This is a genomic window from Pantoea vagans, from assembly GCF_001506165.1.
Taxonomy (GTDB): domain Bacteria; phylum Pseudomonadota; class Gammaproteobacteria; order Enterobacterales; family Enterobacteriaceae; genus Pantoea; species Pantoea vagans_C.
Genome location: NZ_CP011427.1, coordinates 3,647,132 through 3,661,952 on the forward strand (window position 1 = coordinate 3,647,132; position 14,821 = coordinate 3,661,952).

Consider the following 14,821-nt stretch of genomic DNA (forward strand, 5'->3'; position numbering starts at 1 on the left):
CTGTTCACGGCCCGGCGTGGTGGCCGGGCCGGACGTCATCAGTGCTTCAGGGTTTTCAGGTAACGTTGGTAGTTGTTATCGAAATTAATGACCATTTGATCCGGCGTCTGCCGTCCTGCCAGCAACAGCTGAACATTCTGATTCAACTCCGCGTTCATGGTCGGCGTGGCCCAGTCAAGATAATGGCCAAGACCATCATGATCGTTGAGGGTCACCCAAACTTGATAGGCTTCAGCCAGCAGTGGGTTGTCCGCTGGGATCTGCGCGTTTTTGCTGGTGCCCGCAGGCAGGAAGCCGACTTTCAACCAGCGGTTAGCCATCTCATCCGAGACGATGTAATCGATGAATTTGGCAGCCGCATCTTGCTGCTCTTTGGTTTTCGCGGTGTTGGTAATCGAGAACGCCAGGTCTGTCCCGCCGACCATCAACGCATGCTGCACTCCCTCGCCCATCGGCATCGCCGCAAAGTGCAGATCTTTGTTGTCTTTAAACTGGCCGAGATACCAGGTACCGCTCACCAGGAAAGCTGACTGACCATTCTGGAACAGCGTGGCGGCATCATCATGCCCAATACCTTCGAAACCCGGGAAGAGGTAGCCTTTGTCTTTCCAGCTCTTCATCATGGTTGCCGCTTTCACCAGCTTATCGTCTTTGAAAGTCCCCCCGACGTCGTAAATCAGATCGTCCAGCGCCTTGCGGTCTTTACTCTCTATTTGCGCTTCCCACAGGGTACTCAGCAACTGCTGCCCCATGTTGCCATCCAGCAGACCAAGCATCATCGGCGGCGTACCCGCTGCTTTCAGCTTCGCCATTGCTGCTTCCAGTTCCGGCAAGGTTTTAGGGACGGCCACACCCGCTTTATCCAACAACGCTTTGTTGTAATAGAGCCCGACCATTTCACCCAGGCTCGCCACGCCATACAGGTTACCGCTGCCAAAATCCTGCTTATCAGACCAGCGGTTGCGTTTGAGAATCGAGTCCGGGAAGCGTGTGGTCCAGCCGTAGGTCTTGGCGTAATCATCCATCGGCCACAGCAACTTATCTTTCACCAGCGATCCCATATCGCCACCGCCCTGATTGACCTGAGCGATTTGCGGGCCATCACCGGCGGTCAGCGCCAGCTTGAGTGGGATGCGCGTATCTTCAAACGAGTGCACCGAGCGCTGGATCGTGATGCCCGGATTTTTTTGCTGGAACGCCTTAACCGCTTCATCCACCGCTTCGGTCTGCTGCGGATAGTTGTAAATATCCCATTCATTCAGCGTCACCGCCTGGGCCGCCGCCATGGTTGCGCCGAGCACGATCCCGGCTGAAACCAGACGCGACAGGCCGCGCAGTGAGCTTTTCATACGGGACGAACGCTGGGTTGAATCACACATCATGCTCGGTTTCTCCAACAGATGACTGGCATCCCTTCATCTCGACACCTGCCTGTCCTGACAGGTTGATTCAGCTGCAATAACACCGTTAATTCATACTTACTTTATGAACAAAAGAAAGTCAAACATCGCCAATGTGGAATTTTTGCTCTGTGATGCAGTGCAAAAAGTGAGAAGAAAAGCGGCTTAAACAGCAGAGAACCCTGTGGTTTCGTGCAGATATCGCACATTAAACGAGCATCACCCTTGTGCATCAGCATAAACCACCAATACAATTAAACCACTGACATATCATATGAAAATTCTATAGTTATCGAGTCAATCACTGGGCCCTACAGGGACAGGCAGCACGGATTACCGCATAGCGTGGGCGGATGCGGCTATCAAAGCTTCAAAGGTCATAACCGTAAATTAGGGTTGATGTCTGCTTTGTGCGCCAGGTCAATTATTACACCTTGAAAACTAAGTCAGCTTTCTTTACCGTGAAATCTGTTCATCTCCTGACCACAGAGGCACCCCATGACGGCCGAAGGTGTTATTCGTCGCGCGAACGAGGCTGATTTTCCCGCCCTGTCGCGTATTTGCTTAGAAACCGCCAACGCCGGAACCGACGCTACGGCGCTCTACTCGGATCCGGCGCTGCCCGGCCTGCGTTTTGTTATTCCGTACGCGCGCTTTGCACCTGAGTTTGCTTACGTACTGGAACAACAAAGTGAGGTGGTGGGCTATGCCGTCGCTGCACCCGATACGCGCGCATTTGAGGCTGAGCTAAACACATCGTGGTGGCCTCGCCTGCAACAGCAGTACCGCGATTACACGCCTCGCGCCCCGCTGGATAGCAAAGTGCTGGATGCGATTCACCAACCCGATGAAGCCGCAGAACAGCTGGTGAGCCAGTGGCCCGCACATCTGCACATCAACCTGTTGCCCGCGGCACAACAAGGTGGCTGGGGACGTAAATTGATTGAACAGTTGCTGCACGAGCTGCGGGCAGCAGGCGTACCCGGGGTTTACCTTGGTGTCAGCCTGCAAAATGAGAAAGTCTGTGGCTTTTATCAGCGCCTCGGCTTCACGCCGATTCTGCGCAGCAACGCCATCTACATGGGCCAACTACTCTGATTGAGGCACCGCATGACTAGACTGCACCTGCAAAACGTGAAGAAGTCCTATGACCATGTCAACGTCATCCACGGCATCGATCTCACCATTAACAGCGGTGAGTTCGTGGTGTTTGTGGGCCCATCCGGCTGTGGTAAATCAACCCTGTTGCGCATGATTGCCGGGCTGGAAGAGATCAGTGACGGTAAGTTGCTGATTGAAGGTGCAGATATGACTCAGCAACCCGCCACTGAACGCGGGATTGCCATGGTATTTCAGTCTTATGCCCTTTATCCCAACATGACGGTGCGCGGCAATCTGGCTTATCCGCTGGAGGTGATGAAGAAATCCAAAGCTGAGATTGAGCAGGCGATTAACAAGACGGCAGCGAGCCTGCACCTGACTGAACTGCTGGACCGTCTGCCGCGCGCCCTCTCTGGCGGCCAACGCCAGCGTGTCGCCATTGGTCGCGCCATTATTCGTCATCCGCGTATTTTCCTGTTCGATGAACCGCTGTCGAATCTGGATGCGGAGCTGCGTTTACAGATGCGCATTGAAATCGCGCGCCTGCATAGCTCGCTGGGTAATACCATGATTTACGTTACACACGATCAGTTGGAAGCGATGACCTTAGCCGATCGCATCGTGGTGCTGCGCCAGGGCCGCATCGAGCAAGTAGGTGCGCCGATGGCGCTGTATCACGATCCTGATAACCTGTTCGTCGCCGGATTTATCGGTTCACCAAAGATGAACTTCCTGCAGGCAGAAGTCGCGGCAGTTGCGCCTGGTGCGGTGCAGTTGCGCGTGCCCGCCTTGGGCATTCACTCGCTGACCATGAAGATTGATGCCGCTTGCCGCGAGGGGCAAAAGGTCACGCTTGGCGTGCGTCCGGAGCATTTTGCACCGGCCAGTCACAACGCTGAGGCCCTGAGCTTTAGCGCCGATTTGTCCTTTAGCGAGATGCTCGGGCACACCAATTACCTCTATCTTGATATTGGCGAAGAGAAGTTATTGGTCATTGAGGAGCGTAACGCGGCGGAGCATGAGATTGGCGAACGTGTGAGTTATCAGATTTGCGCTGAGCGCGGCATGCTGTTTGATGAGCAGGGATTGCGGTTGCGTTGATGTTCTCCGGTGCGCATGAAGGTGCAAACCGGGCACATAGGTAACACTTTAGACCGGGCACATGGGTAACAGTTATAAATTGGTATAGCAGAGGAGACTCACTATGCCCTGGACTGAGACTGTTACCATGCAACGCCTTCATTTCATCCTCGCCTGTCAGGCAGGCGAGAAATCCATGACCGAGCTTTGCCACCTTCACGGCATTAGTCGAAAAACCGGCTATAAATGGCTTAAGCGATTTAATGCTGAAGAGCTCTCCTCTGTTGAAAATCGCTCCCGTGCCCGTCTCACGCAGCCAGAAAAAATCCCTCCGGATATCGCCGGACAACTCGTCCTCTTTCGCCAGCAGCATCCCGACTGGGGGCCTAAAAAAATTCGCCACTGGTTCCTCAATAACAACGCTGACTTCATCGTTCCCGCGGCCAGCACGATAGGGGACCTTTTGAAAGAAGAAGGGCTGGTTTCTCCACGGATAAGGCGCAAGCGTACGCCGGGAAATCTGAACGAACTCACCGATGCGAACAGGAATAATCACGTCTGGAGCGCTGACTTTAAGGGCCGCTTTCGCCTGAAAGACGGCAGCTGGTGCCGCCCGTTCACCCTCACCGACAACCACAGCCGCTACCTCCTGTGCTGTGAGCCCGGCACGTCAGAGACCACGACATTCGTGCGTGGCTGTATGGAAGCCGCCTTCCGCGAAGGTGGACTCCCCGACATTATCCGCACCGATAACGGCTCTCCCTTCGTCGCGCCGGGCATCCTGGCGCTGACACAGTGGAGCGTGTGGCTGATGAAGTTGGGTATTAAAACAGAAAGAACCACGCCGGGATGTCCGGGGCAAAATGCCCGTCACGAGCGCATGCATCTCTCGATGAAGACCGCGATGAGCCACCATGATGTGTTTGGCTCGCTGTCGGAACAACGGGTGTGGTGTAACGGATGGCGTAATGAGTTCAATCGGGAGAAGCCGCATGAGGCTCATGGACAGGTACCGCCCGCAAAAATATGGGTGCCCTCACCGCGAAGTTGGGATGGAAAAGTGCCTGAGGTGAACTATCCGGAGGGGGCAAAGCTATATAAAGTCGGAGAAAAAGGTGACCTGAGCCTGAACGGGCGCACGTTCCTGAGTTCGGCATTACGGGGTGAGTACGTGAGGTTCCTGGAAGTGGATGACGGAGTTGACGTCATCCTCTTCGACAGGGTGATACTGGCGTATTATGACCGGGCAGAAAAAAGTATTATTCGAATCGACTGAGCACAAAAGTGTTACCTATGTGCCCGGTCTGATCTGTTACCCATGTGCCCGGTTGTACCTGAATGCGCACCCTACGAAAACCGCTTACGATTGCCATAGGGTTGCCATTTATGGCGACCTGAGACTAAACGACTTCCTCATCCGCCTTCGCCGCCAGTAAATCCAGCAACTTATTCACCGCGAACCCTGCCGCACCTTGCGCCCACATACGATTGGACTCAGTGAGGAACTGCAGCGGTGTCATGTGTGGCGTCAGCTTCAGACGGTAAGTCTGGAAACTCTGGGTGATGTGATCGAGCAAAATGCGTGATGCCATTTGCGGCTCCATCGCCAGATACACCACATCGGGATCGTACGCCACGGAAAGGTTTGCCAGGGATATGCCCAGATGCTGCCCTGCCTCCGCCAGTATGGTTAATACCTCAGGCGTGGGCTGCAGGTCCAGATCGCGCAGTGTCTGTGGCGCCGCCTCTTTCATCGTCACAGCCACGCGCTGCAAAATAGCCTGGGATGAGGCAACATCCTCCAGCAACCGTTCAGAGCCATCACCCAGCAGCGAGACGCCAATTTCTCCGGCTTTACCATGGCGACCGCGATAGAGTTGACGGTCAAGCAAGATCCCCGCACCGATGCCTTTACCGAATGTGGCAATCACCGCTGACTGCGCATGCCCCAACTGACCAAACACCAGCGCCGCCATCGCCAGCGCGTTGGCATCATTTTCAATAAATACCGGCAGCGAAAAACGCTCTTCCAACAGGCGTGCAATCGGTACATTGTTCCAGCCCAGCGCGCGGGATAATACGCAAACACCGTTACTGGCATCCACCAGTCCGGAGAGCGCCAGACCAATAGCGCCGACTTTTTTGCCTTCCACACCACGCAGAAACTTTGCCAGTGCATCACCCAGCTGTTTAGGCGTCATGGCGCCGGAAGGGATTTGCTGCTCGCCGATAATATTGCCGCTGAGATCGGTTAAGACAATGAGGTTACGTTCGGCGTTGAGCTGAATGCCGACCACGCTGGCGTGATCTGGATTCAAACCCAGCAGCGTTTTGGGTCGACCCATTGAAACGCGACGCAGCCCCAGCTCTTGCACAATGCCACCGGAGAGCAGGCGATTCGTGGCCTGAGAAACCGTCGACATGCTCAGGCCGCTTCGCACTTTGAGATCGGATTGGCTGATCGGTGCATTTTCGACAATCAGCCGCAAGATGCGGGCAGTGACGTTGGGAGCGGTCATGGATCTCTTTATCTGCAAGTAAAGGGTTAAGCCGGTTGCTGACTGAACTGGCTTGCCAAACGTAACGCGCCGCTAAGCGCATCCTCCTGTGGCGGCACCAACTGAGCAACAATCGCGGCCGACAGCCAGGGTTGAATCGGTACGGCTAAGCCGCCCATCAGCGCCAGCTTGCCATGGCTGCGGGCCAACAGCGGCTGCACCATCTGCTCAATCTCGGCTGCCGTTTGCTGCAGCAGTGCCACCGCGTGTTCATCGCCCTGCTGCGCAGTGGCGAAAATCTCTGGCACCACCCGGCCCCAGTCAGCGGGCGTTGCCTGCTGTGACCAAATGAGCATCTGTTCCGGGCTGTGTTGATGAAGTGCCATGATGCGATCGGTCAACGGTGACGCGGGCACAATACCTTCCTGCGCCAACAGCGCCAATCGCCGTGCGCGCCGTCCGAGAATCGCACCTGAGCCGTCATCGGACAAGGCAAAACCCCAACCGCCCAGCAAGGTAAACTGTACGCCATCCCAGGCGGCCCCCTGGCTGCCCGTCCCGACAATAAACACCGCCCCCGGCGCACCGGCATGTGCGCCCGCGCAGGCGATCTCAACATCGGTAAACAAGTAACGTGCCTGTGAGCGTGGCTGCCAGCTCTGTAGGCGGGCGTGAACCGATGCCACATTAACACCCGCCAGCCCCGCCACCAGGGTGGTGCGATCACGTACCTCAGCGGCTAAGCCAGCTTGCAGAAACAGCTCATCAATAACGTTTTCAACCGCCTGAATAGCCCCATCAAACTGCGACCAGACATTGGCAGGCCCGCCTGTGGCTTCAGCCAGCACACGACCGGCGCTATCTGTCAGGCGTCCACGACAGTGCGTACCACCGCCATCAATTCCCAGCAAAAGTGATTGCACGCGTTTCCTCCTGCCTGCCGCACACGGCATGACGCTTATAGATGTGCGAAAGATAGGGGAAAAAAACTTAAATCGCAATCACAAATAAATACGCATTCCCTATAGTTAATTAATTTTCATATAAAACATAAAGATAATTAAATTTAACAGTTTGAGATCTGGGTTACTGATTGACATTAGTTTTTCTGGCGTAATAAGTTAACGGTCAGATTATCAGCAGCCTGATGGGTCGGGCAGCTAACAGGCAACGGGCTTCAGGGGTACAACATGAAAGTGGGTATTATTGGTCTGGGCTTTCGTCTTTCCCATGTGGTGAAAGAGTTCAACAAAGCCGACGCAAAGTTCTCCGTAGTGGGTTACGTCGATCCAGCACCTGCTGGCTTGCCGAATCTTCACACCTTTGGCATTGATGCAGGCGTGGCATTCGACAGCGTTGACGCCCTGTTACAGCATGGTGGCTTTGATCTGCTGCTGGTGGGTTCACCGAACTTCATGCACCTTGAACACATTCGTCAGGGTCTGGCTGCGGGTTACACCGTCTTCACGGAAAAGCCGGTAGTGATCAATGAAGAGCAGACCATGGCGATGGCGCAACTGGTGCAACAATATGGCCATGAGCGAATTCTGGTGGGTCTGGTGCTGCGTTATTCCCCGCTGTATCACGATTTGCTGAACGCACGTGATGAGCAGCGTCTGGGCGAAATCACCTCCATTGAAGCCACTGAGCACATCAAGCCCTATCACGGTGCCTTCTTCCAGCGCGACTGGCGTCGTCTGGAGAAGTATGCCGGTCCTTACATTCTGGAAAAATGCTGCCACGATATCGATCTCTATCAGGGGTTAGTGGGTGAGCGCCCAATACGGGTGGCCAGTTTTGGCGGACGTAAAAACTTCACGCCACAGCATGCGCCTACCGGCGCGGTCACGCCGCAGTCGGAGGTGTATCACGTCAAACCTAGCGGCTGGTCGAGCACCGATGCGGTGTTTGATGGCGATGCGGATATTGTGGATTATCAAACCGCACTGATTGAGTACGCCAACGGCGCCACCCTCGCCTTCCACGCCAACCTCAACGTCCCGGATGAGTTCCGCCGCTTCTGCGTTATGGGCACTGATGGCATGGCTGAGGGGGATTTTGTGCGTAACTACTTCCGCGTACACAACGCCCGCACTGGCGAACGCGAAGTGGATACCACCTACAGTGGCAATGCCTATGATGGCCACTACGGTGCCGATGCGCTGATGGCAGAAGAGATCGTCAAACACATTAAACAGGGCACCCCGCTGAAAGTCTCAGTCGTGGATGCCCTGGAAGCGGGTCTTACTGCGATTAAAATCGATGAAGCGCGAAAATCGAAAACCGTGGTGGATATGACAGAGAGCTGGAAACAATTTGACGCCAGCCTGGGGAAAACCGCGACCGTTTAATCAGTGCGAGTATTGGTGGGCAGCGACGGGCGGCCTGAGGGCCGCACCTTACCAACCGCATCCCACAAACCGCAAAGGATAATAACCCAAGAGCGCACCTTGGTACGCCCGACAGATTTAAACGGTTTCATTCTCCAGCTTCTGCCGTTTACGCAGATGAGGGAAAATTGTCATCCATACCGCCACCACCACCAGCGTGCCGATACCGCCGAGCGCTGCCGCTGGCACCGCCCCCATCCAAGCCGCCAACATGCCTGATTCAAACTCGCCCAGCTGGTTAGAGGTATTAATGAAGATGGCATTGACCGCATTAACACGTCCACGCATGTCATCCGGCGTATCCAACTGCACCAACGCACCCCGGATCACCATACTTACCATATCGAAGCCGCCGAGTGCCGCCAGCGCCAGCAGCGACAGCCAAAGTTGGGTAGAGAGCGCAAACACCAGTGTCGCGACGCCAAAACCAGCAACCGAGCCGAACATGATCATGCCGACGTGCTTTTCCAGTTTATGACGGCTCAACCATACGCCCACCAGCAGTGCTCCGACAGAAGGTGCACCGCGCAGCATGCCCAATCCCCAAGGCCCAGTATGCAGAATGTCCTGGGCAAAAATAGGCAGCAGTGCAGTTGCTCCACCGAGCAATACGGCAAACAGATCGAGAGAAATGACCCCGAGCACATCCTTACGCTCGCGAATAAACCGTACACCTGCAAACATATTGGTGAGGTTCATCGGCATACGCACCTGCGGTGGGCGCTCGTACCGCAATCGACTGACCAGCACGAGAGAAATCAGGTAGAACAATGCCGCGACGCCGTACACCACATCGGGGCCCGCAACATACAGCAGACCACCGAGAGTCGGTCCGATAATTACCGCCGCCTGACCGCCAACGGAGCTGGCGGCCATCGCTCGCGCCAGAATCGACGGCGGCACCAGCGCTGGCAGCATAGAGGTAATGGAAGGCCACTCAAGGGCTTTAGCAACGGAGATCAAAAAGACCAATCCCCAAATTTCGAGCTTATCCGCCCAGTGCAGTAGCGTCAGCACCACCAGTCCCAACAAGGCCAGACACTCAATCAACTGCCCCAATAAGACAATGCGACGACGATCAAACTGGTCAGCCAGATGGCCTGCAGGCAGAGCCAATAGTACAGAAGGCAAGAATTGCATCAGTCCTATCATGCCAAGCGCCATCGCACTGTGGGTGATGGCATAGATTTGCCAGCTGACCGCAACGGAGAACATCTGAAAACCAAACGATGAACAGGTGCGTGCCAACCAGAAGGCGACAAACGACCTGTGCCGCAACAGCGAATCATCTGCTGCGGATACCTGTGAACCCATAGTTTTTATCCCATCCTCAATCACTGTTCCGGCTGGCGTCATTGCACCAACCTGGTGAAAAGCCCTTTGCTGGCTCTCATTATGTTTTTCCGGCCACAGAGTGCGGCATCTTGCAGGTACAGGCAATGGCTAGCCGTGCGCTTTAAAAACAGTTGCTTATCTTAAATTCTGCTAAGCATAGAGTTCTGAATATTAGCAGGCTGATTGTTTTTAACCGAAAATATCCAAATCATTCCGAAAGTTCCAATAACTATTTAATTATTACCGCTTCGCTGGCGATTATCTCTTTATCAGAGACAGCTAAAAAACGTGATCTTTTCAAACAAATCGGTCTATATTGGAAGTGTAAAAATCACAGCAGTCTTGCCGTCCTTATAATAATTAAGACGCTCCAATTAATTAATTTATTCGCAGAGATAAATGGAAAACAGTTCATACAATCCTTATGTTACTGAGCGTATCCGTCGCTTCGACGGCGCACTGACCGGTGTCTGTTATTCAGCACCCTTTATGCATTGTGAACAGGAAAGCCCGAGATTACTTAACGGATGCAACATAATTTCACTGCACAATCAGTTGCCCGATACGCCTGAATTAATAATCATCCCTTTAGCGGGAAATATACTGACGCGCTTTTTACAGGCACCGGAAATTTATTCCAGCCTGCAGTCAGAGAATGTGCGTCTGGCAATCAACTATACCGGTTTACTTCAGCAGGATAAGGCCTTGCGGGAAGCAGCTCAGCATTTTTCTTTCTGGCTTTATGATTTGGCGCCACCGGGTACTTGCTGGAAGAATATTGCTTCATTTCCCTTTAGTGGAATAGTTCTGACTGATGAATTCTTCAACGATAATTATCTCAAGTTTAGCTTTCCATTTCTGCTTGGCTCATGCCGGGAAAGAGAAGCAGAAGTGATATTACGCACGCCGCAGCTATCCCTGCCGCTGGCGAAGTATGAAGACTTACAGCTTTCTGGCTGGCAGGAACAACGCACCAGCAGCGTCCTGATTGAAGTGTAAACGGTTACACAAAACTCCGCACCTTGGCGTAAAGGCCCGATCTCTTCGGGGATAACGCTTTAATTTCCTCATAAAATGTCGCACTACTACCATTCCAGAAGTGCAAAGCACTAAAAAAATCAAACCCGTTAACGTTTTTAAGATAAAATTTAACGCAAAGGGATCATCTGGCGTCATGGAAGCGCGCCGATCGTACATCTTAAGTCACTTCGTACTCTATGTCGGAAAACAACCCAATGCGTTGTTTTCTTTTAAGTTTATGGCAAAGAAAGAGGTTAATATTATGGGGAAAGCTTCCTCATCTTTTGGCGTGATTCGTTTCCTGACAGTGCTGTTCGCACTGCTCACGGGCGCATTTATGCTGGTTGGCGGCGTTTGGTTAGCCGCCATTGGAGGTTCCTGGTACTACGTTATTGGCGGTGTGATTATGTTGATCACCGCTGTCCTGCTGTGGCGTCGTAGCGGCGCAGCAATCATGCTGTATGCCTTACTGCTGTTGGCTACGCTGGTGTGGGGTGTCTGGGAAGTCGGTTTCGACTTCTGGGCGCTGGCACCACGTACCGATGTGCTGGTGATCTTCGGCATCTGGTTGATTCTGCCGTTTGTCTATCGCGGCCTGAACCATGCGGGTAAAGGTGCTCTCGGTCTGATGGCCGTTGCATTGATTGCCAGCATACTGGTTCTGGCGTGGGCGGTATTCCACGATCCGCAGGAGCTGAATGGTGAAATCCCTGCGGCGGCGGATAATGCCCCGCAAGCGCAGCCATTGAGCAACATCAAGGATGCTGACTGGCCAGCCTATGCGCGTGACCAGCAAGGCACCCGCTTCTCACCATTAAAGCAAATCAACAGCGGCAACGTGAAAGATCTGCAGGTGGCCTGGCAGTTCCAGACCGGCGATCTCAAGACCCCGAACGATCCGGGTGAAATCACCGACGAAGTAACGCCGATTAAAATCCGCGACACCTTGTATCTGTGTTCACCGCACCAGATTCTGTTTGCGCTGGATGCGACCACCGGTAAGCAGAAATGGAAATTCGATCCGGGCTTGAAGCCGAATCCAACTTTCCAGCACGTTACCTGCCGTGGTGTTTCTTATCATGAAATGCCTGCTGCCGCTGATGCAGCCAACACCCAGCCTGCGCTGTGCTCGCGCCGTATTTACCTGCCGGTAAACGACGGTCGTCTGTTCGCACTGGATGCCGAAACCGGTGAGCGTTGCCCATCATTCGGTAACAACGGTGAGCTGGATCTGCAGCACAAACAGCCGGTGCTGACCCCAGGTCAGTATGAGCCGACTTCCCCACCGATCATCACTGATACCACTATCGTGATTGCCGGTGCGGTCACCGATAACTATTCAACCCGTGAGCCGTCAGGCGCCATCCGTGGCTTTGACGTCAACACCGGTAAGCTGCTGTGGGTGTTTGATCCGGGCGCGAAAGATCCTAACGCGATTCCAGATGACGAACACAGCTTCACCATGAACTCGCCTAACTCTTGGGCACCGGCGGTGTACGATCCAAAACTGGATACCGTTTACCTGCCGATGGGCGTTTCCACTCCAGATATCTGGGGCGGCAACCGTACACCTGATCAAGAGCGTTATGCGAGCAGCGTGCTGGCCCTGAATGCCACTACCGGTAAGCTGGTATGGTCATATCAGACGGTGCATCACGATCTGTGGGATATGGACCTGCCGTCACAGCCGACGCTGGCCGATATCACCGACAAAGAGGGCAACACCGTACCGGTGATTTATGCCCCGGCGAAAACCGGTAACATCTTTGTATTGGATCGCCGTACCGGTAAGCCTGTCGTGCCAGCACCAGAGACGCCAGTGCCGCAGGGTGCTGCGAAAGGTGACCACGTTTCTCCTACTCAGCCGTACTCCGAACTGACCTTCCGTCCGAAAAACAATCTGACGGACAAGGACATGTGGGGCGCGACTATGTACGACCAGCTGGTGTGCCGCGTGATCTTCAAGCGTCTGCGCTATGAAGGTCCGTTCACGCCGCCGTCTGAGCAGGGTACGTTGGTATTCCCAGGTAACCTCGGCATGTTTGAGTGGGGTGGTATCGCGGTTGATCCACATCGTCAGATCGCGATTGCTAACCCAATGGCGCTGCCGTTTGTCTCTAAACTGGTGCCACGCGGTCCGGGTAACCCGATCGAACCCCCAGCTGATGACAAAGGTGGTTCAGGTACCGAAACCGGTATCCAGCCACAGTATGGCGTGCCTTATGGTGTGGAGCTGAATCCGTTCCTGTCTCCGTTCGGTCTGCCGTGTAAACAGCCAGCATGGGGCTATGTCTCTGCTGTTGACCTGAAAACCAACGAAACCGTGTGGAAGAAACGTATCGGTACCGTTCGCGACAGCGCACCGGTTCCAGTGCCGTTCAAGATGGGTATGCCAATGCTGGGCGGCCCAATCACCACCGCCGGTAACGTGTTCTTCATTGGTGCGACTGCCGATAACTATCTGCGCGCGTTCGACACCAACACCGGGGAAATGCTGTGGCAAGCACGTCTGCCAGCCGGTGGCCAGGCAACACCGATGACCTATGAAGTGGATGGCAAGCAGTATGTTGTCATCGCAGCAGGCGGTCACGGTTCGTTTGGGACTAAGCTGGGCGATTATGTGATTGCTTATGCACTGCCAGATGCGAAGTAAGCCTCTGGGTTAAAATGACAAAGGCGGGCTGAGAAGCCCGCCTTTTTATTGCTTCACGTTCTGCAGCTAACAGATGCGCAATGAATTGCGCCGCTACGGTTTTTTTAACACTCGTGCATTTAACAATGCGCATAGCGCAATGATCACACAGGTCGCCAGAAACACGGGCTGCATGCCGAATGCGCCGCCGACAAATCCACCAAACAGCGGGCCCGACACCTGGCCGACATATTGAGCCGAAGTCGAATAGCCCAGCATTTTCCCCACCTGCTCTTGCGGCACGTTATGGCGAATCAACGCCGTCACACAGGGCATCAACCCGCCCAGCGCCATCCCCATCAGGAAACGCAATACCACCAGTTGCCAGGCTTGGGTAATAAACGCCTGGGGAATCAGCAGCACGGCACAGGCAATCAGGCCATAAACCAACACCCGTCCATGCCCGACCCGATCCGCCAGTCGGCCCAAACGCGGTGCAGAGAGAATGCTGCCCAATGCGGCGGCGGCCATCACCACCCCCGCCGTGACCGTAATGGCATGTTCACCCTGGACAAACTGGCCGATATACAGCGTGATAATCGGTTCAATCGACATGTTGGCGAAAATCAGCAACATGCCTGATAACCACATCAGCCTGACCACCGGCAGATTAATCGATTTATCTTCCTCAATATTGCTCTGCGCCGCTTTTTTACCGGCTTGACGCGGTGCTTCTTTTAACAAAAAGGTGGTGGCAAGGAAGGCGAGGAAAATCACCGCACCGGTCAGCCAGAAGGTGTGACGAATCCCGATAAGAGGTGGCAGTATCCCGCCCAGCAGCGGCCCCACCACGTTGCCCGCCATAATGCCGGATGACAATACCCCCAGCGCCCAGCCAGTCTGCTCTTTAGGCGTCTGCGACGCCACCAGAATGGTTGAGCCAGAGGCATAGCCACCTAATAAACCGGCTAACAAACGCAGCGCCACCAGCTGCCACGGCGCGGTCGCCATACCAATCAGTGACATGGCAATCGCCATCCCAAGGCTGGCTCGGATCAGCATCAGTTTACGGCCATAGCGATCGGCCAACTTACCCCACAATGGTGCGGTGAGCGCCGCGCTCAGGAAGGTTGCGCCATACGCGGCCCCAGACCAACGGGCAATCGCGGCAGGTTCCTGCACGCCAAGCTGCTGCACGTAGAGTGGTAAAAAAGGTAACAGTAACGTCATCGCCACGATGGTACTGAACGAACCCAGCACGCAGACACACAAGTTACGCTTCCAGTGTTGCTGCTCAGGCGCTAACACGGTTGAAGAGGACGACATAGTGATTTCCCTGTTTTTGCTTTTTAGCAGGCTAACAGC

The 14,821-nt window shown here is 54.3% G+C and carries 11 protein-coding genes; 6 read left to right on the forward strand and 5 right to left on the reverse strand.

Annotated features, from left to right (window positions below; genetic code table 11):
• Positions 1–38: 38 nt before the first annotated feature.
• Complete coding sequence (locus LK04_RS16975) at positions 39–1,379, reverse strand: ABC transporter substrate-binding protein (protein WP_039335946.1); 1,341 nt, start codon at positions 1,377–1,379, stop codon at positions 39–41.
• Between the two features lie 519 nt (positions 1,380–1,898).
• On the opposite strand from LK04_RS16975, the gene LK04_RS16980 reads away from it, so the two are divergent.
• From LK04_RS16980 to LK04_RS16990, 3 genes are all read left to right on the forward strand, one after another.
• Positions 1,899–2,498 (forward strand): GNAT family N-acetyltransferase, encoded by a 600-nt coding sequence (locus LK04_RS16980; protein WP_039335938.1) that lies wholly within the window; start codon positions 1,899–1,901, stop codon positions 2,496–2,498.
• A gap of 12 nt (positions 2,499–2,510) precedes the next feature.
• On the forward strand, positions 2,511–3,602 hold the full coding sequence (locus LK04_RS16985; protein WP_039335936.1) for an ABC transporter ATP-binding protein: 1,092 nt from the start codon (positions 2,511–2,513) through the stop codon (positions 3,600–3,602).
• Between the two features lie 103 nt (positions 3,603–3,705).
• A complete protein-coding gene (locus LK04_RS16990; protein WP_059109794.1) occupies positions 3,706–4,857 on the forward strand; it encodes a DDE-type integrase/transposase/recombinase in 1,152 nt (383 codons plus the stop codon).
• Between the two features lie 124 nt (positions 4,858–4,981).
• Here LK04_RS16990 and LK04_RS16995 read toward each other — a convergent pair whose 3' ends face one another.
• A complete protein-coding gene (locus tag LK04_RS16995) occupies positions 4,982–6,100 on the reverse strand; it encodes an ROK family transcriptional regulator (protein ID WP_039335869.1) in 1,119 nt (372 codons plus the stop codon).
• 26 nt (positions 6,101–6,126) lie between these two features.
• Positions 6,127–7,002, reverse strand: coding sequence for a BadF/BadG/BcrA/BcrD ATPase family protein (locus LK04_RS17000; protein WP_039335867.1), 876 nt, complete (start codon positions 7,000–7,002; stop codon positions 6,127–6,129).
• Positions 7,003–7,269: 267 nt separating this feature from the next.
• Between LK04_RS17000 and LK04_RS17005 the strand changes: the two genes are divergently transcribed.
• A complete protein-coding gene (locus tag LK04_RS17005; RefSeq protein ID WP_039335865.1) occupies positions 7,270–8,430 on the forward strand; it encodes a Gfo/Idh/MocA family protein in 1,161 nt (386 codons plus the stop codon).
• A 117-nt stretch (positions 8,431–8,547) separates the two neighbouring features.
• Here the strand turns inward: LK04_RS17005 and LK04_RS17010 are convergent, their stop codons facing one another.
• Positions 8,548–9,783, reverse strand: coding sequence for an MFS transporter (locus LK04_RS17010; RefSeq protein ID WP_039335863.1), 1,236 nt, complete (start codon positions 9,781–9,783; stop codon positions 8,548–8,550).
• Positions 9,784–10,203: 420 nt separating this feature from the next.
• On the opposite strand from LK04_RS17010, the gene LK04_RS17015 reads away from it, so the two are divergent.
• The gene (locus tag LK04_RS17015) at positions 10,204–10,803 is read left to right on the forward strand and encodes a hypothetical protein (protein WP_039335861.1); all 600 of its coding nucleotides are present in this window, start codon (positions 10,204–10,206) and stop codon (positions 10,801–10,803) included.
• Between the two features lie 283 nt (positions 10,804–11,086).
• Entirely contained in the window at positions 11,087–13,477 is a 2,391-nt protein-coding gene (locus LK04_RS17020; protein WP_039335873.1) for a glucose/quinate/shikimate family membrane-bound PQQ-dependent dehydrogenase, read from the forward strand.
• A 93-nt stretch (positions 13,478–13,570) separates the two neighbouring features.
• On the opposite strand, the gene LK04_RS17025 is transcribed toward LK04_RS17020, so the two are convergent.
• On the reverse strand, positions 13,571–14,782 hold the full coding sequence (locus LK04_RS17025; RefSeq protein WP_039335859.1) for an MFS transporter: 1,212 nt from the start codon (positions 14,780–14,782) through the stop codon (positions 13,571–13,573).
• Positions 14,783–14,821: the final 39 nt, after the last annotated feature.